This is a genomic window from Brevundimonas sp. (assembly GCF_050729455.1).
GTDB lineage: Bacteria > Pseudomonadota > Alphaproteobacteria > Caulobacterales > Caulobacteraceae > Brevundimonas.
Genome location: NZ_JBOHLI010000020.1, coordinates 1 through 20,644, shown reverse-complemented (window position 1 = coordinate 20,644; position 20,644 = coordinate 1). Strand labels below are relative to the sequence as shown.

The following is a 20,644-nucleotide window of genomic DNA, read 5'->3' as shown; positions in this document are numbered from 1 at the left end:
GATGACCCCCAAGAACAAGACCAAGGTCGCCATCATCGGCTCGGGCAATATCGGCACGGATCTGATGATCAAGATCATGCGCCTGTCCGACAGGCTGGAGGTGGCGGCTTTCGTCGGCATCGATCCGGAATCCGACGGTTTGAAGCGCGCCCAACGCCTGGGCGTTCCGGTCACCGCCGAGGGGCTGGACGGCCTGATCGCGCTGCCGGGCTTCGCCGACATCGCCATTGTCTTCGACGCGACCTCGGCGGGCGCGCATAAGCGTCACAGCGAGGTGCTGACGGCCCACGGCAAGCGGGTGATCGACCTGACCCCGGCGGCGATCGGCCCCTATGTGATCCCGCCGGTCAACGGCGAGGCGCATCTGGACGCGCCCAACGTCAACATGGTGACGTGCGGCGGGCAGGCGACGATCCCGATCGTCGCGGCGGTCAACCGGATCGCCAAGGTGCACTATGGCGAGATCGTCGCCTCCATCGCCTCGAAAAGCGCCGGTCCCGGCACGCGCGCCAATATCGACGAGTTCACCGAGACGACCAGCCAGGCCATCGCCGAGGTGGGCGGGGCGACGCGCGGCAAGGCGATCATCGTCCTCAACCCGGCCGAACCGCCGCTGATCATGCGCGACACCGTCTACTGCCTTTGCGACGACGGCGACCGCGAGGCGATCCGTCGCTCGGTCGAGGCCATGGTGGCCGAGGTCCAGACCTATGTGCCCGGCTATCGCCTCAAGCAGGCGGTGCAGTTCGAGGCCATCGGCGACAATGAACCCCTGCATATTCCGGAAATGGGCGGCGACTTCATCGGGCTGAAGGTCAGCGTCTTCCTCGAAGTCGAGGGGGCTGCCCACTACCTGCCGGCCTATGCGGGCAATCTCGACATCATGACCTCGGCGGCGCTCAAGACCGCCGAGAAGATCGCCGAAAGGATCGCCGCATGACCTTCGATCCCAAGACGACGAAGCTCTATATTCAGGACGTGACGCTGCGGGACGGGATGCACGCCATCCGTCATCAGTATGGTCTTGACCATGTTCAGGCCATTGCGCGGGCGCTGGATCGCGCGAAGGTCGACGCCATCGAGGTGGCGCACGGTGACGGCCTGAACGGCTCCAGCTTCAACTACGGCTTCGGCGCCCACACCGACTGGGACTGGATCGGGGCGGTGGCCGAGGTGCTGGAGCACAGCGTGCTCACTACCCTGTTGCTGCCCGGCATCGGCACCGTGCATGACCTGAAGCGCGCCTATGATCTGGGCGTGCGCTCGGTGCGTATCGCCACCCATTGCACCGAGGCCGATGTCGCCAAACAGCATATCGAGGCCGCCCGCGCCCTGGGCATGGACGTGTCCGGCTTCCTGATGATGAGCCACATGTCCGAACCCGACGCCCTGGCGCGGCAGGCCAAGCTGATGGAGACCTATGGCGCGCACTGCGTCTATGTCACCGACAGCGGGGGCGCGATGACGATGGATCAGTACGCCGCGCGTCTGGCGGCCTATGACCGGGTGCTGAAGCCCGAGACCCAGCGCGGGGTCCATGCCCACCACAATCTGTCGCTCGGCGTGGCCAACAGCCTCGTGGCGGTCCAGGGCGGCGCGATCCGGGTCGACGCCTCCCTGGCCGGCATGGGCGCCGGCGCCGGCAACGCCCCGCTCGAGGTCTTCATCGCCGCAGCCGAGGTGCAGGGCTGGAATCACGGCTGCGATCTCTACGCCCTGATGGACGCCGCCGAGGACCTGGTCCGGCCGCTGCAGGACCGCCCCGTCCGCGTCGATCGCGAGACGCTTACGCTCGGCTACGCCGGGGTCTATTCCAGCTTCCTGCGCCATGCCGAAAAGGCTGCCGCCGAGCACGGCCTCGATACGCGGGCCATTCTTGTCGAGCTGGGCCGTCGCAAGATGGTCGGCGGGCAGGAGGACATGATCATGGACGTGGCCCTGGACATGGCGCGCGCAGCGACGGCCGACTGACATGACTCTGTCCCTGATTGGTCTGTCGGGAAGCCTGCGTCGCCACGCCTACAGCACCGCCGTCCTGCATTCGCTGCGGGACGCCCTGCCGGACGACATGCAGCTGGACGTGAGGTCGCTGGAAGACGTCCCGCTCTTCAATGACGATCTCGACGGCGAGGACGCGCCGGCAACGGTCGCCGCCCTGCGTCGCGACGTCGCCGCGGCGGATGGGCTGGTGGTCATATCGCCGGAATATAATCACGGCATGAGCGGGGTGATGAAGAACGCGCTGGACTGGCTGTCGCGGCCCGGCATCAACAGCTGCCTGCGCGACAAGCCGGTGTTGACGCTGACCGCCTCGCCGTCGGCGCTGGGCGGCGTGCGCGCCCAGCAGCAGCTCAACGAGACCTTCATCGCCACCTGTTCCCGGCTGGTGATCCGCCGCCAGATCGTGATCGGGATGGTCGCCGAGAAGGTCGTGGACGGCCGGCTGGCTCACCAGCCGACGCTGGACTTCATTCTGGACGGGGTTCGCGACATACACGGGGTCTGCGTGCGGTGATGCTGCGCCGCTGGCGACGGTTGGTCGCCTTCAGTTTACGGGGGAGCGCATACTGGCAATAGTGCTTTGCGATCTATGTCATGAAGTGGATAGCGGGTGTGAGGTATCGCCCCAATCCTGCTCCCGCACCCAAACACGCGAAAAGCCCCGCAGCCCAAAGCCGCGGGGCTTTTTGCTGTCCGTTCGCTCATGATGGTGGCCTCATGCGAGGGCGACGGAAAATCAGCCACGTTCGTCGCCGGGCCACAGGGGGCCGGAGAAGCGTTTCGAGAGGTAGTCCATGAGAGCCATGACCCGCGCAGGGCGGGGGCCGCCGCCCGGCGCCACCAGATGGAGCGAAATGGGCGGCAACGTCCAGTCGGTCATCACGGTCTCGAGGCGCCCCTCGGCGACGTCGCGCCAGTAGATGAAGTCTGGCTGCGGGGCGATCCCGAGGCCGGCGCACAAGGAGGCGGTCAGGGCGTCAGCGTTGTTCGCGCGAAGGGGGCCGACGGGGCGGAAAGCGATTTCCTCCCCGCTCGAATGGATCATGCGCCAGGTTTCCGGAGGTGAGGCGAGGTAGGTGTAGCCCAGACAGGCGTGGCGAACGAGGTCCGAGGGATGGGCGGGTCTGCCTCTTTGGTTCAGGTAGTCGGGAGAGGCCACCAGGACGCGCCTTACGGACCGAAGTCGACGGGCCGTTAGAGAGGAATCGGGAAGGGCGGCGATACGAAGGGCGCAGTCGAAACCGTCGCCGATGAGATCCACGACGGCGTCAGACAGGTGAAGCTCGACCGAGACGTCGGGGTGCTGCGCCAGGAACTCCGGCAGGGCGGGAGCCACATAGCCCATGCCGAACGACATCGGCGCGGCCAGTCGGACCAAGCCGCGCGGCGCGATGGCCTGATCCATGGCTTCGCCTTCGGCAATCTCCGCTTCCATGACCATCTGGGCGCCGCGGGCCGCGAGCGCACGGCCGGCGTCGGTGAGGGAAAAACGCCGGGACGTCCGGTGCAACAGGGTGGCGCCGAGCCTTTGCTCCAGGCGCGAAACCGCCTTGGAAACGGTCGCCTTGGACAGCATGAGCGCTTCCGCCGCCCCGGAGAATGACTGAACCTCCGCAACCTTGGCGAAAATGGCGAGAGCTTCGAGATCAGGCAGTTTGGACATTTAAAATTCGAAACGATGAGTTTCTATAGTTTCCATATTCAATGCGAGATTGGGCTCTATCTTGTCGCCGTGCAAGCTCTGGTCGCGCCGGAGCGGAACCCGATTTTGAGGACGGTGGAATGATCGAGCGGCGGCCTTTCGGCGACCTGGGTGGAGAGGATCACGGCTGGCTGAACGCCAAGCACCACTTTTCCTTCGCCAACTACTATGATCCCAAGCGCATGGGGTGGGGGTCCTTGCGTGTTTGGAACGACGACGAGATCGCGCCCGGTACGGGCTTCCCGCCGCACCCCCATTCGGACATGGAGATCATCACCTACGTCCGAGACGGCGCCATCTCCCATGAAGACAATCTCGGCAATCGCGGGCGAACGGAAGCCGGCGACGTTCAGGTGATGAGCGCCGGGACGGGCGTGCGCCATTCCGAGTACAATCTAGAGGAAGAAACCACTCGGATTTTCCAGATCTGGATCGAGCCGACCCGGCACGGCGAGAAAGCCAGTTGGGGAGCGAAACCCTTCCCGAAGGGCGAACGTGCGGGCCAGTTTGTCGTGCTCGCGTCCGGCTTCAAGGAGGACGAGGAGGCGCTCCCGATCCGTACGGATGCGAGGGTTGTGGGCGCCACGATCAAGACCGGCGAAGTGGTTGAGTATCCGCTGGGGGCCTCGCGTCGCGCCTATCTGGTGCCGGCGAAAGGCGAGATCGAAGTGAACGGGATCCTTGTCAGCGCTCGAGACGGGGCGGCGATCGCCCAAGAGGAAAAACTCCAGATCAAGGCGCTGTCGGACGCGGAAATCGTCCTGGTGGACGCAGCCTAGCCCTTTGGGGTGTTTGAGGAGCAGATGGATGGCGTCATGAGTGGGTTGGTCTCCGCGCTGATTCTCATGGGAGGAGCACCGGCCTTAGGTCAGGCTCAGGCGGCGGGGGCCGCGGAACCCTGTTCGCCGCCGTCGGTTGTGGCGGCGCCCTCTTTCCAGCCTATCAACCACGACGAGAGCTACGCCTACCTGGCCGACCCGGTCGCGCGGACCTCGACCTGGTCGAAGTTGAAGTATGCGCCCGTCGGCGGCGAGGACGGCCCCGTTTGGGCCAGCTTTGGAGGCGAACTGAGGCTTCGGGCCGAGCGCAAGGACAATGAACGGTTCGGGCGCGGGCTGCAGGACCACGGCGGCGACTTCCAGACGCGCGTCCGCCTGTGGGCGGAGTTGAACCTGGGGACGTCCCTGCGGGCCTTCGTCGACGTGCAGGACGCCCGCACCTCGGGCCTGGATAGCGGCGAGCCGGCAAGCGAAGAAAGCCGCACGGACCTACACCAGGCCTTTATTGAAGCCAGGACCGAATTGGCCGGAGGTCGCTTGCGCGTGCGGGCCGGACGCCAGGAAATGGGCATCGCGCCCTATCGCCTGGTCGATGTTCGCGAAGGGGCCAATGCGCGCCGCGCTCTCGATCTGGTCCGGGTCCTTTACGATAGTCCGACTGGCTGGAGTGGCGACGCCTTCGCCGGTTACGCCCTGCGCGAAGGCAAGGCCTCCTGGGACGATGCAACGGATTTCGACTATCGCCTGTACGGCGCCACGGCGGCCAAGACGCTGGGGCAGGGGGCGACGGCGCCCAAGCTGACGCTGGGCGCCAACACCGCCGGCCTGTGGCGCCAGAGCAAGGACGACGGCCTCTACGCTCTGTCCAGCATGGTGCTGCGCGGCGCCAACGAGGGGCAGTCCTCCTACGTCGGCTGGCGCACCGGCGTCTTCGCCCGCTACGCTCTGACGCCTCATATCTCGCTGATGGGCGTGGCCAACTACACCAAGGCCGGCGACTTCCTGAAAGAAACCGGGACGGCTAAGGACCAGTCCTATCTCGGGACCTTCCTGACCTTCCGCTTCTGAACCGGTCTGAGTTTGGTCAGCATGACTGTCGGCGCCGAACGGCGACTGGCGGCGTCTTTCAGTCCCTGTGCGGCAAGCGAGGTCTGATCGTCGCCGGAGGCCGAGAGCGGACACTGGCGGCTGGGCTGCGGCTGCGAGGCTCAAGGTCGTGAGCCTCGCGGCGATCTCCCGGCGGTCACCCACGGCGAACGCTCTGTGAGCCGTGCGGCTTGCGCTCTCTCCGCATCGCCCGCGGGCCTATGTGTGCGGCGCTTCCGGTCTTCGAAGACCTCCCTCCGATCCGCACGAAAAACGCCGCTGTCGATAGGCCGGCGGTCGGCGCTGCCGCTGCTCGAGATCGCGGTCCTTGAGGTTCACTCTTTTCAGCAGCGTCGCAGCCCTCTGGATCCAGGGGGGCACGCTCGCGTGTTTGTGTAGGGCTAGAAATGGAAATTCTGAGTTTCAATCGTTTCTGTTTTTGGCGTCACGGGCATAATGCAGATTGTGTCCGTCAGCGGTTGTTGAACCGCCCCCTCGGAGAAATCCCATGACTGTCACTGCCTCCCCTGTTCCCGCCAAGTCGCTTCTCACGCCCGCCGACCACACCCTGATCCTGGTCGATCACCAGTCGCAGATGGCCTTCGCCACCCAGTCGATCGACGGCGTGACGTTGCGCAGCAACACGGCTCTGATCTCCAAGGCCGCCAAGGGCTTCAATGTCCCGACCGTCCTCACCACCGTCGCCGAGAAGAGCTTCTCCGGGCCCCTGTTCAAGGAGATCCAGGACGCCTTCCCCGGCCAGGCCGCTATCGACCGGACCACGATGAATGCCTGGGAAGACAAGAACGTCACCGACGCCGTCAACGCCGCCGGCCATGGGCGCGTCGTCATCGCCGGCCTGTGGACCTCGGTCTGCGTCGTCGGCCCGGCTCTTTCGGCGCTCGAACAGGGCTTTGAAGTCTATGTCATCACCGACGCTTCGGGTGACGTCTCGACCGAAGCGATCCAGGCCGGCGCCCGTCCGCTGACCTCCGTCCAGTACCTGCTCGAACTGCAGCGTGATTGGGCGCGCGGTGAAACCTATGATCTGACCACCGGCATCGCTGCGGCCAACGCCGGTTCCTACGGCATCGGTCTGCAGTACGCCAAGGCCATGCTGGGCGAACACGCCCGCGAAGGCTGATCCCTCGAGGGGGCGGTCGAGAGGCCGCCCCCTCGATTGGTTTCGAGAGGCTCTAAAATGAAGACCTATTTGATTTCACTGGCGGCGGGCGCCCTTGTCGGCGTCATCTATGGCCTGCTGAACGTCCGCTCTCCAGCCCCGCCCTATATCGCCTTGCTCGGTCTTCTTGGCATGCTGCTGGGCGAACAGGCCGTCCAGGTCGTCAAGCATCGCCTGGGCCCCGCCACAAGTCAGGCGGTCGTGAGCACAGAGAAGGATCAGTAGTCATGAACCCTTCCCGTCGCGCCGCCGTAGCTGCTCTTGGAGCGCTCGGAATCGCTCCCTCCGCTGCAGCCTCATCCTGGAGAAATGCTGTGACCGATGACGCTCCCGACCTGATCCTGCACGGTGGTCGGTTCACGACCCTGGACCGGTCCAATCCGAACGCTGACGCTGTGGCGGTCAAGAACGGCGTCTTCACCGCCGTGGGCTCGGCCCGCGAGATCATCCCCACCTCGGGTTCGCGGACGAAGATCATAGACCTGGCCGGCCGTCGCGTCGTGCCCGGTCTGATCGACAGCCACACCCACGTCATCCGCGGCGGGCTGAACTACAACATGGAATTGCGTTGGGACGGCGTGCCGAGCTTGGCCGACGCCATGGCCATGTTGAAAACCCAGGCGGAGAACACCCCGCCGCCCCAGTGGGTGCGTGTCGTGGGCGGCTTTACTCGTCATCAGTTCGCCGAGAAGCGCCTGCCGACCCTGGACGAGATCAACGCCGCAGCGCCTGAGACGCCGGTCTTTATCCTGCACCTCTACGATCGGGCCCTTTTGAACCGCGCCGCCCTGCGCGCCGTCGGCTATACCAAGGATACGCCCAATCCGCCCGGCGGCGAGATTCAGCGCGACGCGTCAGGCGAGCCGACCGGCATGCTGATCGCCCAGCCGAACGCACTCATCCTCTATTCCACGCTCGCCAAGGGGCCGAAACTACCGGAGGAATACCAGCTCAACTCAACGCGTCACTTCATGCGTGATTTGAACCGGCTGGGCGTGACCAGCGTCATCGACGCCGGCGGCGGCTTCCAGAACTACCCGGACGACTATCAGATCATCGAGAAGCTGCACGAGGACGGTCAACTGACCGTTCGTCTCGCCTACAATCTCTTCACTCAGAAGCCCAAAGAAGAACTGGCTGACTTCAAGACCTGGGGAAGCCAGGTCCGGCCGGGCCAGGGCGACGACTATTATCGCCATAACGGCGCGGGCGAGATGCTGGTCTACTCCGCCGCCGACTTCGAGGACTTCCGCCAGCCGCGTCCTGAAATGCCCGCCAATATGGAAGGCGACCTGGAGCCGGTGGTCCGTCAGTTGGTGGAGCAGCGCTGGCCCTGGCGTCTGCACGCCACCTATAATGAGACGATCGACCGGGCGCTGGATGTCTTCGAGAAGGTGAACCAGGACCAACCGTTCGATGGGCTGCACTGGTTCTTCGACCACGCAGAGACGATCAGTGAGCGCAACATTGACCGGATCGCCGCGCTTGGCGGCGGCATCGCGGTCCAACACCGCATGATGTATCAGGCCGAGGACTTCGCCGAGCGCTACGGCGTCGAGGCCATGGCGAACACGCCGCCGGTTTCACGCATGCTGGCCGCCGGCGTGCCGGTCGGCGCCGGCACCGATGCGACCCGCGTGGCCTCCTACAATCCCTGGGTGTCGTTGAGCTGGCTCGTCACCGGCAAGAGCCTGGGCGGTTTGCGCATGTATCCGGCCGCCCAGCGCCAGGATCGCGAAACGGCGCTACGCTTTTGGACGGAGGCCAACACCTGGTTTTCGAACGAGCAAGGCAAGAAGGGCCAGATCGCTGTCGGTCAGCTGGCCGATCTGGTCGCCCTGGATCGTGACTACTTCTCGGTCGCCGAGGATGAGATCGTTCATATTGAAAGCGATCTGACTCTGCTTGGCGGCAAGGTGGTCTGGGGCGCGGGCGACTTCAGCCGCGAGGCGCCGCCCATCCCGCCCCCCGCGCCCGACTGGTCTCCTGTCCGGACCTTCGGCGGCTATTACACGACCAAGGCTCAGGAGCGCACGGGCTTCTTCGCCAAGATCGCCGCCTCCTGCGGTTGCTCGACGGCCTGCGGCGTCCATGGTCACGATCATGCCGCTACAGCCCGGCTGCAGGCCCCGACGTCCGACGCCGGGTCCTTCTGGGGCGCGCTCGGATGCGCCTGCTGGGCGGTGTGAGAACATGAACAGTCATAATTCGCCACGGGCGATCACGGGGGTGCTGACGGTTCCGGGCGTTGCGCTTATGGGGCGGATCGCCCTGACCTCGCCCTTCTGGATCAGCGGTCTGCTGAAGCTCGCCGACTTTTCCTCGGCGGTCGGCGAGGCGGCGCATTTTGGTCTTGAGCCGGCGGCGCCTTTCGCCGTCCTGGTCATCCTGATCCAGATCGGCGAGGCGTTGGCGGTCATTCTCGACCGCTTCGCCTGGCTGGGGGCGGGGGCGCTCGGCGTCTTCACCTTACTGGCCAGCCTGGTCGGCCACGCCTTCTGGACGATCGAGGATCCGGTGGCGCGCTTCCATGACATGAACGCCTTCACGCTGACGCAGGGCGTCATCGACTATCTGCAGTACGACACCAGCGATGCGGTCCAGACGCTGAAGCAGCAGGTCTTTTCGGCCTACGCTACCGGCGAGCTGTTCGACCTGCCGGCCGGGGCGGTCAAGGCTGTGCTCGGCGCGGAGTATCGGAAGGAAAGCAACGATATCGGCGCCGCGCCGGAATACGACGAGGCGAGCGACAAGTTCGATCCGACCCTGGGCGTGACCGAGACCTCGCTGGTCGGCGAGTATGATGTGGCCGAGGTGTTCGGCGAACTGCGCCTTCCCTTGCTGGCCAATCTGCCGGGCGCCGAAGAGCTGACGTTCGAGGGCGCCGTGCGCTATTCGGACTACAGCACCGCCGGTGAAACCACGGCCTACAAGCTGGCTCTGGACTGGGCGCCGATCCGCGACATTCGTTTCCGCACCACCTATGGTCAGGCCGTTCGCGCCCCCAACATCAGCGAACTGTTCACCACGACGCGCGTCGGCGGCGCATGGCTGGCGGACCCGTGCAACTACTACGACGTCGACAACCGCATCAGCCGAAGCCAGTACACCAAGGCCAACTGCCAGACGCTCGCGCCGCAGAACGTCAACACCTATTGGCAGTGGCTGGACGTTCTCAATACCGGGAACGAGGACCTGAAGGTCGAGACGGCCAACACCTTCACCGCCGGCGTGGTGCTGCGTCCGCGCTTCGTCCCGAACCTGTCGCTGACGGTCGACTATTTCGACATCGATCTGGAAGACGCCATCGATTCCTTCGGCGCCCAACTGATCATGGAGAAGTGCGTCGATGCGCCGACGCTGAACAATATCTTCTGCGACTATGTGAACCGCGATCCGGTGACCAAGAACCTGGTCTCGGTCGAAGTGACGCAGCTGAACCTGGCTCAGTTCACCACCCGCGGCCTCGACTTCGAGATGGACTACCGTTTCGACGTGCACGACATCGGCACGGGGGCAGTCGCAGGCACGGTCGCGGTGAACGCGGTCTACACCAAGCTGCTGGAGCGGACCTTCATCCTCGATCCGACGGATCCCAACACCATTGATGAGACGGTCGGCCTGTTCGGTTCGCCGGAATGGAAGGGCGCGATCCGCACATCGTGGAACAGCGGCCCCTGGACCGCCAGCTGGACCCTGCGTCACATCTCGCCGATGCGCCCGGGCTCGCACGTGACGTCGGACCTCTATGACGTCTCGGAGACGGATCACGTCTTCTACAGCGACCTGTACGCCGGCTATCAGCTCAACGACCGCGTCTCGGTGTTCGGCGGCCTGCGCAACGCTTTTGACAAGGCTCCGCCGCGTCTGCCGGGCGCAGAAGCCGGCGGCGCCAACTTCGAATACGGCTATCAGGCCGGCACCTATGATGTTCTGGGCCGGACCTTCTATGTCGGAATCCGGCTGACCCGCTGATCCGACTTCAGATAAAGGATCGTCATCGTGGGGCCCCTCACGCGTGACGTCCTTGGGGCGGCGTCGGCGATAGCCGATGTCGCCTCCCTCACATTCGTGCGCCGCCTATCCATGGATGAGATTCCGCATGACGATTCGCCGCCTGCTTCTGACGCTGTCTTCGGTCTCGCTCGTCGCCCTCACGGCCTCGGGCGTTCCGGCCATGGCGGCTTCGCCGTCGTCAGGCGCGACGGCGCCGGAGGTCGCAGCCGATGCGGACGCCGCAGAAGTCGCGGCCAGGTTCAAGGCCCTCTATGAAGCGGACTGGGCCTTTCTGAGGGGCGAGGACGGCAGCGACCCGGACGGCGAGGGGGGATGGCGCGAGGCGTCTCGTCTGCCCCGGGTCGACGCCGCCAGCCAGCAAGCCCGCGTCGAGCACGCCGTGAAGACGCTCGCCGCGCTGGAGGCTCTGCCCCTGGCGCGCCTGTCGGACGAGGACAGGGTCAACGCCGCGGTGCTGAAGACCAACCTCGAGAGCGTTCTGATCGACGGTCGCGCCCGGGAGTGGGAGGCGCCCTTCAACAGCGACAGCAATTTCTGGACCTATCTGGATCGTTCAGGCGGTCTGCTGAGCGCCGACGACTATCGCGCCTACCTGGGCCGGATGCGCGATATGCCGCGCTTCTTCGACGAGCAGATCGTCAATATGCGCGCCGGGCTGGATCGCGGCTTCACGCCGCCGCGCGTGACGGTCGAGGGCCGTGAAAGCTCCATCTCGGCCTTCATCACCGACGACGCCGAGAGCAACGCCTTCTACCGCGCCTTCGTGCAGATGCCCGCGACCATGCCGGTCGAGGAGCAGGCGCGTCTTCGCGCCGAGGCGCGCGACGTGGTGCTGAACGCGGTCGTGCCCGCCTACCGCCGCCTGCTGGCCTTCTACACCCAGGACTATCTGCCGCGCGCCCGCGTCAGCCTGGCGGCCAGCGACTTGCCGAACGGCCAAGCCTTCTACGCCGACCAGATCCGCAAGTACACGACGCTGAACCTGACGGCGGACCAGATCCACGAGATCGGCCTGTCGGAGGTGGCGCGCATCGAGGCCGAGATGCAGGGCGTCATGCGCGAAACCGGGTTCAAGGGGACCTTGCCGGAGTTCGTGAACTTCCTGCGCACGGACCCGCAGTTCTACGCCAGGACGCCCGATGAACTGCTGATGGTGTCGGCCTGGACGGCCAAGCGGGTGGACGGCAAGCTGGGCGAAGTTCTCGGTCGGCTGCCGCGCCGGCGTTTCGCCATCATCCCCGTGCCGGACGCGCTGGCGCCCTTCTATACGGCGGGGCGCGGCGGGCTGCAGGCGTGTCAGATGAACACCTATGACCTGCCCAGCCGCCCGCTCTACAATATTCCGGCGCTGACCCTGCATGAATGCGCGCCCGGCCACAGCCTGCAGGCGGCCCTGGCCGAGGAGCGGGAAGGCGTGCCCGACTTCCGGCGTCACACCTACTTCTCCGGCTATGGCGAGGGCTGGGGCCTCTATACGGAATGGCTGGGCGTGGAGATGGGCATCTACCGGACGCCCTACGAGAATTTCGGGCGCCTTTCCTACGAGATGTGGCGCGCCGCGCGCCTGGTGATCGATGCCGGCATCCACCAGAAGGGATGGAGCCGCGAGCAGGCCCAGGCCTATCTGGCCGACCACACCGCCCTGTCCCGGCGCGAGGTCGAGACGGAGGTCGACCGCTACATCAGCTGGCCGGGCCAGGCCCTGTCCTACAAGCTGGGCGAGTTGACGATCCGGCGCCTGCGCGGCGAGGCCGAGGCCGCGCTGGGTCCGAAGTTCGATCTGCGCCGGTTCCACGACGCCATCCTCGACCTCGGCTCCGTGCCCCTGCCGACCCTGGAAGAGCGCATCGTCGCCTTCATCGCGGAGGAGGGCCGTGCGCCTCAAGAAGGCGGCGGGGCCGCGAAGGCGTCCTCGTCGCTCTAGGGCGCAAGCCGCGCGCGCAACGGTGTCGTCTATGCCTGGTCATCGTTCAGCGGCGCTAGGCGGCGCCTATGCGCAGCAGGCGTCAGGCTCGGACTGGCGGGTCTGGCGCGTGCTGGACCGCGAGAGCGGCTGACGCCTTCAATGACTGCGCACAGTACTTGATCGACGCGGGCTTCACCCGGCCGGACCGCCTCGCCGCCTTCGGCTACAGCAACGGCGGTTTGCTGGTCGGCGGCGCCGTGGCGCGGCGGCCTGACCTCTACGCCGTCGCCATGCCGACCGTAGGCGTGCTGGATATGCTGCGTTTCCCTCAGTCCACCAATGGCCGGTTGTGGATCGGCGAGTACGGCGACCCGCAGGACCCGGCCCGGCCGGTCCTGCTGACGATCGACAAGGATTCCGGGCACGGCGCCGGAAACAGCCGGTCAAAGACGGCCAAGTCTGCGGCCGACCGTCTGGCCTTCGCCGCTCGGCATCTCGACCTGACCGTCCCGGTCCGGTTCGACGCCCGCCGTTCATCGGTCGGGTAAGCCGTGGCGTGCGCGTCGCGCCCAGTCGGGTGAAATGCTCAGCCGCCGGGCCTTGCCGGGTCGGCCTCCAGCCATCAGGTCGGATGGGCGGAGAATGAGGTCGGCGAGGGCGGACAGCCCGGCAGGAAAGGTTGGGCGTCAGGTGCGGGGCGCTGTCTCAGCGCCTCGGCGGCGGCCATGCGGCTATGGACGCCGAGCAGGCGGAACGCGGCGGTGACATGAACCTTCACCGTGCTTTCCGTGATCGCCAGGGCGCGCGCGATCTCCTTGTTCGATTTTCCCGTCGTCAGCAGGGTCAGGACCTCGCGCTGGCGACGGGTCAGAAGCGATCGGCGATCATCGTCGTCGGGAAGCTCTCGTCGCGCGCCCAGCCGCAGGTCGGCGACCGCGGGCGGCACATAGATATGGCCGTCGATGACGGTGCGGAATCCGTCCGCGATCTCGGTGGCGGAAACCTGTTTGGGAAGATAGCCGTGTGCGCCGGCGGCCAGGGCGTCGAGGATCGAGCGGCGATCCTCGGGCCAGCCGATGACGATCACCTTCACCGCCGGGGTATGCACTCGCAACTGACGCAAGCCCTCCAGCTGGTTCATTCCGGGCAGGCCCAGATCCACGGCCAGAAGCCCTATGCCGGCGGATCGGGACAGGCCGTTGAGCACGCCGCAGTAGTCTGACGCTTCACAAATATCACTGACGGCCAGCTGGCTCTGCAGCGTCGCCGCAAGCCCTGCACGGTATAAAGGGTGGCCGTCCGCCACCATGATCGTATCCATCTATCGGCCTATCCCAGCAGAAGGATGCCCCCCGTCACTCCTTGCGTGTTTCACCAACTGTTAACGATGGACGGGTCTTTGCATTTTGGGAAGGCCAAAAACAGACATATTTGAATATTTGAGGACAGCTAAGCTTTCCGTCTGCGGTTGTGGTGGTTGAAATCGATAGTTGATGTGCTTTTGTGGTTGCAGTTCCATGGAAACGAATGTTTCTCGAGATGATCTTTTGTTAGGTAGTCGTCTGTTCGCGCCTGATCAATGCTCCCTTCCGGCGCGCCACAGGGTCTGCGTCAGGGGTTCGACCAGATAGGTCAGGGCGCTGCGCTTGCGCAGCGGTACCATGACCTCGGCGGGCAGGCCGGCGCGAAGTCCCGGGTCGCCGCGCGCCTGGCTGATCTTGGCCAGTTCGGAGGGAGGAACCGTCACTTCGATCTCGAAATAGTGGGCGCCGGTTCGCTGATCCTCGAAACTGTCGGCCGAGACGCGCGAGATGGCGCCTTGAAGAATGGGCAGGTTGCGGTCCTGAAGGGCGGTGAAGCGAACCTGGGTCTTCATGCCGATCTCGAGGTCGTCGGCGTCCGTGGGGGCGGCCTTGGCTTCGACCACCAGGGCCCGGTCCTGCGGCACGATCTCCATGATGGTGGCGCCGGCGGCGGCGACGCCGCCGACGGTGAAGGCGGTGAGGCCGACGACCTTGCCGCTGGCGGGTGCGCGCACCATGGACCGGGCCACCTGTTCGCGCGTCGCGGCGAGCTTGGGCTTCAATTCGTCCAGACGGGCCTCGACTTCGCTGAGGTGGGTCGCGACCTCCTCCAGCTTGGCCTTGTCCAGCGAAACGACCTGCAGCCGGGTCTCGCCGATGGCTTCGGCGACGCGGGCGGAATCGGCGCTCAGCGCGCCGTGCTGGCCGTCCAGTTCGGCGGCGGTCCGTTCCATGGCGCGGATGCGGTTCCGGGCCACGAATCCGTCGGGCAGGAGCTGGCGCAGGCCGTCCAATTCTTCGCCCAACAGTCGCTGCTGTTCGATGTTCGAGGTCATCTGGCGGTCCAGTCCGCCGATCTGTTCGGCGTGCTGCCGCATCCTCTGGGTCAGGACGGCGCGCTCCGTCTGAATGGAGTTGCGGCGGGCCTGCAGGAGGCGCTGCTGGCCTTGCAGGGCTTCGCGCGCCAGCACCTGATCCGCCTCGGAATAGGCGGCGAACTCGACCGGCTCGGCCAGGGTGGACAGGCCGTCACGCTCGGCGATCAGGCGGGCGCGACGCGCCAGAAGGGCGATCATCTCGCTGGTCAGACCCCGTTCGGAGGCGACCAGTTCGGGCGTGGCGATCCGCAGCAGCGGCTGGCCGATCCGCACGGTCTGGCCCTCGCGGACGTAGATGTCGGTGATGACGCCGCCGTCGCGGTGCTGCACGACCTGACGGTTTCCCGACACGGCGACCATGCCCTGGGCCATGGCGCCGGCGTCGAGGGGGGTGAAGGCGGCCCAGCCGAGAAGACCGACGAAGAAGGCGCCAGCCACGATCATCCCGATCCGCGATTCCCAGTGCGGCGCGTCGAGGCCGTCGTCCGGCGCGTGCTGGGTCTGCGGATTATCGGTGGAGGTTCCGGTCATGTCCCTACCTCTGCTTCATGGTGACGACATTGGCGTTGGCGCGGGCCGCTTCCAGGGCGTCGCGCACCTCGGCCTGAGGGCCTTGCTGCTCGATCACGCCCTGCACCAGCACGGCCAGACGATCGACGTTGCGCAGGATGGCCGTGCGATGGGCCACGATCATGACGGCGGCGCCGCGCGCCTTGGCCGTGTTCATCGCCTTTTGCAGGGCCTGTTCGCCCTCGGCGTCGAGGGCCGAGCTGGGCTCGTCCAGGATCAGAACCTTGGGGTCGCCGTAGAGGGCGCGCGCCAGGGCGATCCGCTGGGCCTGGCCGCCGGACAGACCGCGGCCACCCTCGCCGATGCGGGCGTTGTAGCCGCCCGGCAGGTGCAGGATCATCTGGTGAACCCCGGCCTGGGTCGCGGCATGGACGACGCCGCGTTCGATCTCGTCCTGCGGCGCGCCGCGATGGGCGGCGAAGCGGGAGATGTTCTCGCCGATGGTGCCGGCGAACAGGGCGCTGTCCTGGGGCAGGTAGCCGATATGCCGAGCCAGTTCCTCCGGGTCCCAGTCCAGATAGCTGGCCCCGTCGATGCGGATGTCGCCCGCGTCCGGCGACTGAGCGCCGGCGATGATCTTGGCCAGGGTGGACTTGCCCGCGCCGGACGGCCCGACCAGACCGAGGATCTCGCCGGGGGCGAGCGTCAGCGACACGGAGCGCAGCAGGTAGGCGCTGCCCTCGGGATTGCGCACCACGACGCCGTTCAGCTCGATGTGGCCGTCCGGCGCAGGCAGGGCCATGGGGGCGCGGATCAGAGGGTCGGTGCCGGCGAACAGGGTCTTCAGCGTGCCGACGGCCTGGCGCGCCTGGCCAATGGTGGGCCAGACGCCGACCACCTGTTCGATGGGTTGCAGGGCGCGGCTGAGCAGGACCGAGCCGGCGATGATGGCGCCGACCGAAATCTCTCCGCGCACGGCCAGGAAGGCGGCGACGCCGAGCGAGAGCGATTGCAGCGCCATGCGCGTGAACTTGACCAGGGCCGTATAGCGGCTGCCGCTCAACTGGGAACGGGCGCCGCCCGCCAGGCCTGCGTGCCGGTCCTCCAGTTGGCGAGCGACCATGGCGCGTCGCATCCCCAGAGCCCTGACGACGTCCGACATGGTCAGGGTGGCGTCATGGGCGGCGTAGGCGCTGGCGTTGGCGCGCTGGCTTTCGGCCGCGCTCTTGCGCGTGTTGCGCTCATTGGCCAGGGCCAGCAGCAGCAGAACCACGCCGCCGGCCACGATCAGTCCACCCAGCAAGGGGTGAATCATGAAGGCGACGATCAGATAGATCGGGGTCCAGGGAATATCCATCAGGGCGATGGCGGCCGGACCGGCCAGGGCGGTGCGCAGGCCGTCGAACTCTCGCATCGCCTGGGCGGTGGACGGCTCGCTCGGCGCGACCCGGCGGCGCATCATCAGCCGCTCCAGGATGGGGCCCGCAAGCAGACGGTTCAACCGCAGCGAGGCCCGCACCATGATCCGGTTGCGCATGGCGTCCAGCGCCGCCAGCGCCGCCAGGGCGACGGCGACGATGACGGTCAGCCAGACGAGGGTCAGGACGCCGCTGGTCGGCACGACACGGTCATAGACCTGCATCATGTAGATGGTCGGCGCCAGGTAGAGGATGTTCACCAGAGCGCTGAAGAAGGCGGCCAATCCAAAATACTGGCGGCACGCCGACAGGGCGTTCTCGAACGGTTTCGGCAATCCACCCAGTGGAACTTTCACGGCTTGTGCTCCCTGATCGCGCGCCCCCCTCAGGGGGCGCGCCGCGTCGGGCGGACGGCCCGACCTATCTGCTGTCAGCTGAGGAAGTAGTCGTCGTTGTGGTCGTCGTCGGCCTTGGTGGAGTCCTCTTCCCAGAAGAAGGTCCGGTAGGGATCGAACGAACTCCAGGGGCCGAAGGCGCGACCGGGGCCGAAGCCGAACCCGAATCCAGGGTCGGTCAGACCCAGGCTGTCGCCGGGATCAAAGCCGCCGCCGCTCCGGATGCCTGACGGCACGACGAAGGCGTCGTCGTCAGCGGCGGCGATGAGCGGGACGCTCACGGCCGTTTCGCCGCCGGGCAGGCTGACCACCGCTCCGGCGGATCCGGCGAAGATAAAGGACGAGGCGCTCAGCCCGCCGCCGGAGATGTCGGACAGATGCATGGTCTGGCCGCCGACCGTGACCGACGCGCCCGCGGCCGTGGAAGACAGCGCGACCGTCGAGGCGAAGTTCGCGGCGGTGACGCCGAGGGCGCGAAGGTCGATCTTGTCCGCGCCGACCACGAAGTCCGTGATCTGGTCGTCGCCGCCGAAGACGAAGACGTCGTCGCCGGAGCCTCCGCTGAGGATGTCGTCGCCGGCGCCGCCGTTCAGCCTGTCGTCGCCCGAACCGCCCTTGAGGGCGTCATCGCCGGCGCCGCCGTTCAGCGTGTCGTCGCCCGAACCGCCGTTCAGGGCGTCGTCGCCGGCGCCGCCGTTCAGCGTGTCGTCGCCGGAACCGCCGTTGAGCGTGTCGTCGCCGCCGCCGCCGGTGAGGGTGTCGTCGGACGACCCGCCGGCCAGAACCTGGTCGGCCGAAGGCGCCGGCGGCGTTCCGATGGGAGGCGTGCCGACATCGTCGTCGTCGGAGTCGGAGTCGTCATCGTCGTCATCATCGTCGTCGTCGTCATCGTCGTCATCACCCGGGTCATCATCGTCGTCGTCATCCGGGGGGACGCCGTTATCATCATCATCATCGTCGTCGTCGTCGTCATCATCGTTCGGCGGCGGCGGGTTCGGCTGGAAGATGAACTCGGGCAGATCCGTCAGCCCTGTGTTCCGCATGATGATCTCGGAGAAGGTGAGGGCGTTGAACTGGAAGATCGAGTCGTCGAAGATCTCCAGATAGTAGAGCCGGTCGCCGTGCTGCAGACGATCAAGCTGCTCAAGGAAGATGTAGCCCATGGTTGAGCCGAGCTGTCCGTGCCGGGGCTTCTCGGAAAGGCCGCCGACCCACAGGTCCATGGTCTCGAACCCGTCGGGATAGGCGGTCTGGAGCTGGAGCAGCGCCGCGGCGGACAGGTCGTTGCGCGCCTGGAAGTCGGCCCAGCCCGTATAGGGGCGAAGGCTGGCGAGGCCGGTCTTCTCGAACAGTTCGGCGCGCACGGTGTTGAACGGGGCGATGCCCACGTCGCGGCCGCGGAAGATGTTGAGCGCCGCCAGATCCAGGGGCCGGCCGACCAGTTGATTGCGCAGGGCGTTGACCACGTCGACGTCGATGGCCTGGTGCGGCGTCCTGGCCGCGCCGAGCAGGAGGGAATCGACGCCCAGGCTGGCCAGGGTTTGCGGGCTCAGGAAGGCTTCCACCAGCGAGATGCTCCGCAGCACGCCGTCGGCGTCCACATAGCTCACGGTCTCATTGAGCATGGAGTGGCCGAAGCGGAAGGCCGCCTGCGAGAACTCCAGCGAGATCGAGGCATCGACGTTGGGATCATACTGTTCGAAGCCGTGTTCGTTGGACTCGTCCTCTTCGCCGTCGTCCAGTCCGCCGCCCATCGCCCGGGCGAACTCGGTGAACACCACGCGCTGATACTCGGCGATGTTCATGATCCGCGCGGCTTCGAAATACTCGGTCTCGGTCCAGGCGCCGTTGGTCGATTCCTTCAGGCGGTCGACCCAGTGATTGTGATTGCGCGCCCAGATCGTGTGGATCGAGGTCAGCATCACATTTTCATTCCCGCGTCCGTCGCCGACCACATAGTTGTGGCCGATGGCGTCCAGATCGAGGACCGGCTGACCCGTGACCGGGTCCGGCTTGAAGACCGGAATGAAGTCGATCAGCAGGGGCTGGCCGGTGCCGTCGTAGTTGGAGATGTCCGCCGCCGTCAGCTCCTGGCCGCCGGTCATGATCCGATAGTTGGCGCGGATATCGTTCAGCGTCGGCAGGTTGGCGCGGCCGGTGCTGTCCAGCGCCCCCTCCAGCAGGTAGCCGGTCTGCCGGGGTTGACCGTCGGGGCCGACCACCCACTCGCGCAACAGGTTGGTGATGGCGTTGTGCGAGCCGTAGGCCTGGTTCTGATCGACGAAGGGCGAGGTGTCGTTGATGTACCGGGCGGGAATCTCGTCGCCGTTGTTGGGAATGCCGTCGGGATTCACGCCTGTGCCAGGAACAATGTTGGCGCGCGGGGCCGAGATCGGGAAGGTCGACGACCCGATCGACACATTGCCCGGCGCGCCCTTGCTGACGAAGTCCAGGCCGTGGTCGAAATACTGGCCGAAGGCGGTCAGCAGGGCCGTGCCGCCGAAGGCGTTGGGGGTGCTTTCCTCAATGCCGTCGCCGTTGTTGTCCTGGTTGGAGACCAGGTCGGAAATCTGGCGCGGCGTCAGGGTGGTCTGGCGGATGCCCGACGCGCCGTCCGTATAATAGGGGTCGGTCAGGCGGATGAAGGGCTGGCCGGCGTTGGCCAGGGTCGGATTGGCGATATTGTTGCCCAGGCCCGAAGCGTCCCGGAACAGGCCGTCGCGCACCATCTGCAGCAGATCGCGGATGTCCTCGCCGTCCAGCGGCAGGTCGAAGGGGCCGGTGGACACGGGCAGGTCGTCTTCGGCGTCGCCCAGGCTGGGCGTGCCGAAATAGGTGACGCTCTGACCCTCGGTCGACAGGGTGGTGCTGCCGTTCGGATTGCGGACCCTCACGCAGTCCTGCAGCGTCATGCCCTCGGGCAGTTCCAGGACGTCCTGCGGACGCAAGGTGCCGATGATCGTGTCATTGCCGCCGTTGGAGCGGAAGACGATCCGGTGCGAGGACTGCAGGGCCGAGATGTCGACCACGTCATTGCCCGCCGTGCCGTCCAGGGTGATCGTGCTGGTCGACAGGGAGGTGGGGGAGAAGTCCCCGTGGGTGACGAAGGTGTCGCCGCCGCCGCCGCCGGCGATCACGATCTCCTCGATCTCCGTCAGGAGGGCGATGATCGACCCGGCGTTGGTGTTGTTGCGGGTGACGATGATGTCGCCGGCCGGCAGCGTCAGCGAGGCCAGGGTGTTGGCC

At 66.3% G+C, this 20,644-nt stretch carries 16 protein-coding genes; 11 read left to right on the top strand and 5 right to left on the bottom strand.

What is annotated here, in order from left to right; translation table 11 throughout:
• Position 1 precedes the first annotated feature (1 nt).
• The 3 genes from ACREEF_RS07070 to ACREEF_RS07060 are packed head-to-tail and all read left to right on the top strand — an operon-like array spanning position 2 to position 2,515.
• Complete coding sequence (locus tag ACREEF_RS07070) at positions 2-940, top strand: acetaldehyde dehydrogenase (acetylating) (protein WP_431564890.1); 939 nt, start codon at positions 2-4, stop codon at positions 938-940.
• The gene (gene dmpG / locus ACREEF_RS07065) at positions 937-1,971 is read left to right on the top strand and encodes a 4-hydroxy-2-oxovalerate aldolase (protein WP_431564889.1); all 1,035 of its coding nucleotides are present in this window, start codon (positions 937-939) and stop codon (positions 1,969-1,971) included. Before ACREEF_RS07070 ends, dmpG begins: the two co-directional genes overlap by 4 nt.
• 1 nt (position 1,972) lies before the next feature.
• Entirely contained in the window at positions 1,973-2,515 is a 543-nt protein-coding gene (locus ACREEF_RS07060) for an NADPH-dependent FMN reductase (RefSeq protein WP_431564888.1), read from the top strand.
• Positions 2,516-2,737: 222 nt separating this feature from the next.
• On the opposite strand, the gene ACREEF_RS07055 is transcribed toward ACREEF_RS07060, so the two are convergent.
• Positions 2,738-3,664, bottom strand: coding sequence for a LysR family transcriptional regulator (locus ACREEF_RS07055; protein WP_431564887.1), 927 nt, complete (start codon positions 3,662-3,664; stop codon positions 2,738-2,740).
• Positions 3,665-3,783: 119 nt separating this feature from the next.
• On the opposite strand from ACREEF_RS07055, the gene ACREEF_RS07050 reads away from it, so the two are divergent.
• The 8 genes from ACREEF_RS07050 (at position 3,784) to ACREEF_RS07015 (ending at position 13,222) form a co-directional block, all read left to right on the top strand.
• Positions 3,784-4,482 carry a pirin family protein gene (locus tag ACREEF_RS07050; protein WP_431564886.1) on the top strand — a complete coding sequence of 233 codons (699 nt, stop codon included), beginning with the start codon at positions 3,784-3,786 and terminating at the stop codon, positions 4,480-4,482.
• Between the two features lie 138 nt (positions 4,483-4,620).
• Positions 4,621-5,550 (top strand): alginate export family protein, encoded by a 930-nt coding sequence (locus tag ACREEF_RS07045; protein ID WP_431564885.1) that lies wholly within the window; start codon positions 4,621-4,623, stop codon positions 5,548-5,550.
• A 526-nt stretch (positions 5,551-6,076) separates the two neighbouring features.
• On the top strand, positions 6,077-6,712 hold the full coding sequence (locus ACREEF_RS07040) for a hydrolase (RefSeq protein ID WP_431564884.1): 636 nt from the start codon (positions 6,077-6,079) through the stop codon (positions 6,710-6,712).
• Between the two features lie 57 nt (positions 6,713-6,769).
• Positions 6,770-6,976, top strand: a complete 207-nt coding sequence (locus ACREEF_RS07035; RefSeq protein WP_431564883.1) for a DUF1427 family protein — start codon at positions 6,770-6,772, stop codon at positions 6,974-6,976.
• A gap of 89 nt (positions 6,977-7,065) precedes the next feature.
• Entirely contained in the window at positions 7,066-8,940 is a 1,875-nt protein-coding gene (locus ACREEF_RS07030; protein ID WP_431564882.1) for an amidohydrolase, read from the top strand.
• Positions 8,941-8,944: 4 nt separating this feature from the next.
• Positions 8,945-10,726, top strand: coding sequence for a TonB-dependent receptor domain-containing protein (locus ACREEF_RS07025; RefSeq protein WP_431564881.1), 1,782 nt, complete (start codon positions 8,945-8,947; stop codon positions 10,724-10,726).
• Positions 10,727-10,853: 127 nt separating this feature from the next.
• The gene (locus tag ACREEF_RS07020) at positions 10,854-12,692 is read left to right on the top strand and encodes a DUF885 domain-containing protein (RefSeq protein WP_431564880.1); all 1,839 of its coding nucleotides are present in this window, start codon (positions 10,854-10,856) and stop codon (positions 12,690-12,692) included.
• A 158-nt stretch (positions 12,693-12,850) separates the two neighbouring features.
• Positions 12,851-13,222 (top strand): prolyl oligopeptidase family serine peptidase, encoded by a 372-nt coding sequence (locus ACREEF_RS07015; protein WP_431564879.1) that lies wholly within the window; start codon positions 12,851-12,853, stop codon positions 13,220-13,222.
• A gap of 74 nt (positions 13,223-13,296) precedes the next feature.
• Here the strand turns inward: ACREEF_RS07015 and ACREEF_RS07010 are convergent, their stop codons facing one another.
• From ACREEF_RS07010 to ACREEF_RS06995, 4 genes are all read right to left on the bottom strand, one after another.
• Entirely contained in the window at positions 13,297-13,983 is a 687-nt protein-coding gene (locus ACREEF_RS07010; RefSeq protein WP_431564878.1) for a LuxR C-terminal-related transcriptional regulator, read from the bottom strand.
• Between the two features lie 267 nt (positions 13,984-14,250).
• Positions 14,251-15,606, bottom strand: a complete 1,356-nt coding sequence (locus tag ACREEF_RS07005; RefSeq protein WP_431564877.1) for an HlyD family type I secretion periplasmic adaptor subunit — start codon at positions 15,604-15,606, stop codon at positions 14,251-14,253.
• Between the two features lie 4 nt (positions 15,607-15,610).
• Positions 15,611-17,359, bottom strand: coding sequence for a type I secretion system permease/ATPase (locus tag ACREEF_RS07000; protein ID WP_431564876.1), 1,749 nt, complete (start codon positions 17,357-17,359; stop codon positions 15,611-15,613).
• Positions 17,360-17,433: 74 nt separating this feature from the next.
• Positions 17,434-20,644 (bottom strand): peroxidase family protein (locus tag ACREEF_RS06995; protein WP_431564875.1); only part of this gene is annotated, 3,211 nt, incomplete at its 5' end.

Coding starts and splice junctions, on each gene's coding strand:
- ACREEF_RS07070 (WP_431564890.1), top strand. CDS start 2: ATGACCCCCAAGAACAAGACCAAGGTCGCCATCATCGGCTCGGGCAAT.
- dmpG (WP_431564889.1), top strand. CDS start 937: ATGACCTTCGATCCCAAGACGACGAAGCTCTATATTCAGGACGTGACG.
- ACREEF_RS07060 (WP_431564888.1), top strand. CDS start 1,973: ATGACTCTGTCCCTGATTGGTCTGTCGGGAAGCCTGCGTCGCCACGCC.
- ACREEF_RS07055 (WP_431564887.1), bottom strand. CDS start 3,664: ATGTCCAAACTGCCTGATCTCGAAGCTCTCGCCATTTTCGCCAAGGTT.
- ACREEF_RS07050 (WP_431564886.1), top strand. CDS start 3,784: ATGATCGAGCGGCGGCCTTTCGGCGACCTGGGTGGAGAGGATCACGGC.
- ACREEF_RS07040 (WP_431564884.1), top strand. CDS start 6,077: ATGACTGTCACTGCCTCCCCTGTTCCCGCCAAGTCGCTTCTCACGCCC.
- ACREEF_RS07035 (WP_431564883.1), top strand. CDS start 6,770: ATGAAGACCTATTTGATTTCACTGGCGGCGGGCGCCCTTGTCGGCGTC.
- ACREEF_RS07025 (WP_431564881.1), top strand. CDS start 8,945: ATGAACAGTCATAATTCGCCACGGGCGATCACGGGGGTGCTGACGGTT.
- ACREEF_RS07020 (WP_431564880.1), top strand. CDS start 10,854: ATGACGATTCGCCGCCTGCTTCTGACGCTGTCTTCGGTCTCGCTCGTC.
- ACREEF_RS07010 (WP_431564878.1), bottom strand. CDS start 13,983: ATGGTGGCGGACGGCCACCCTTTATACCGTGCAGGGCTTGCGGCGACG.
- ACREEF_RS07005 (WP_431564877.1), bottom strand. CDS start 15,606: ATGACCGGAACCTCCACCGATAATCCGCAGACCCAGCACGCGCCGGAC.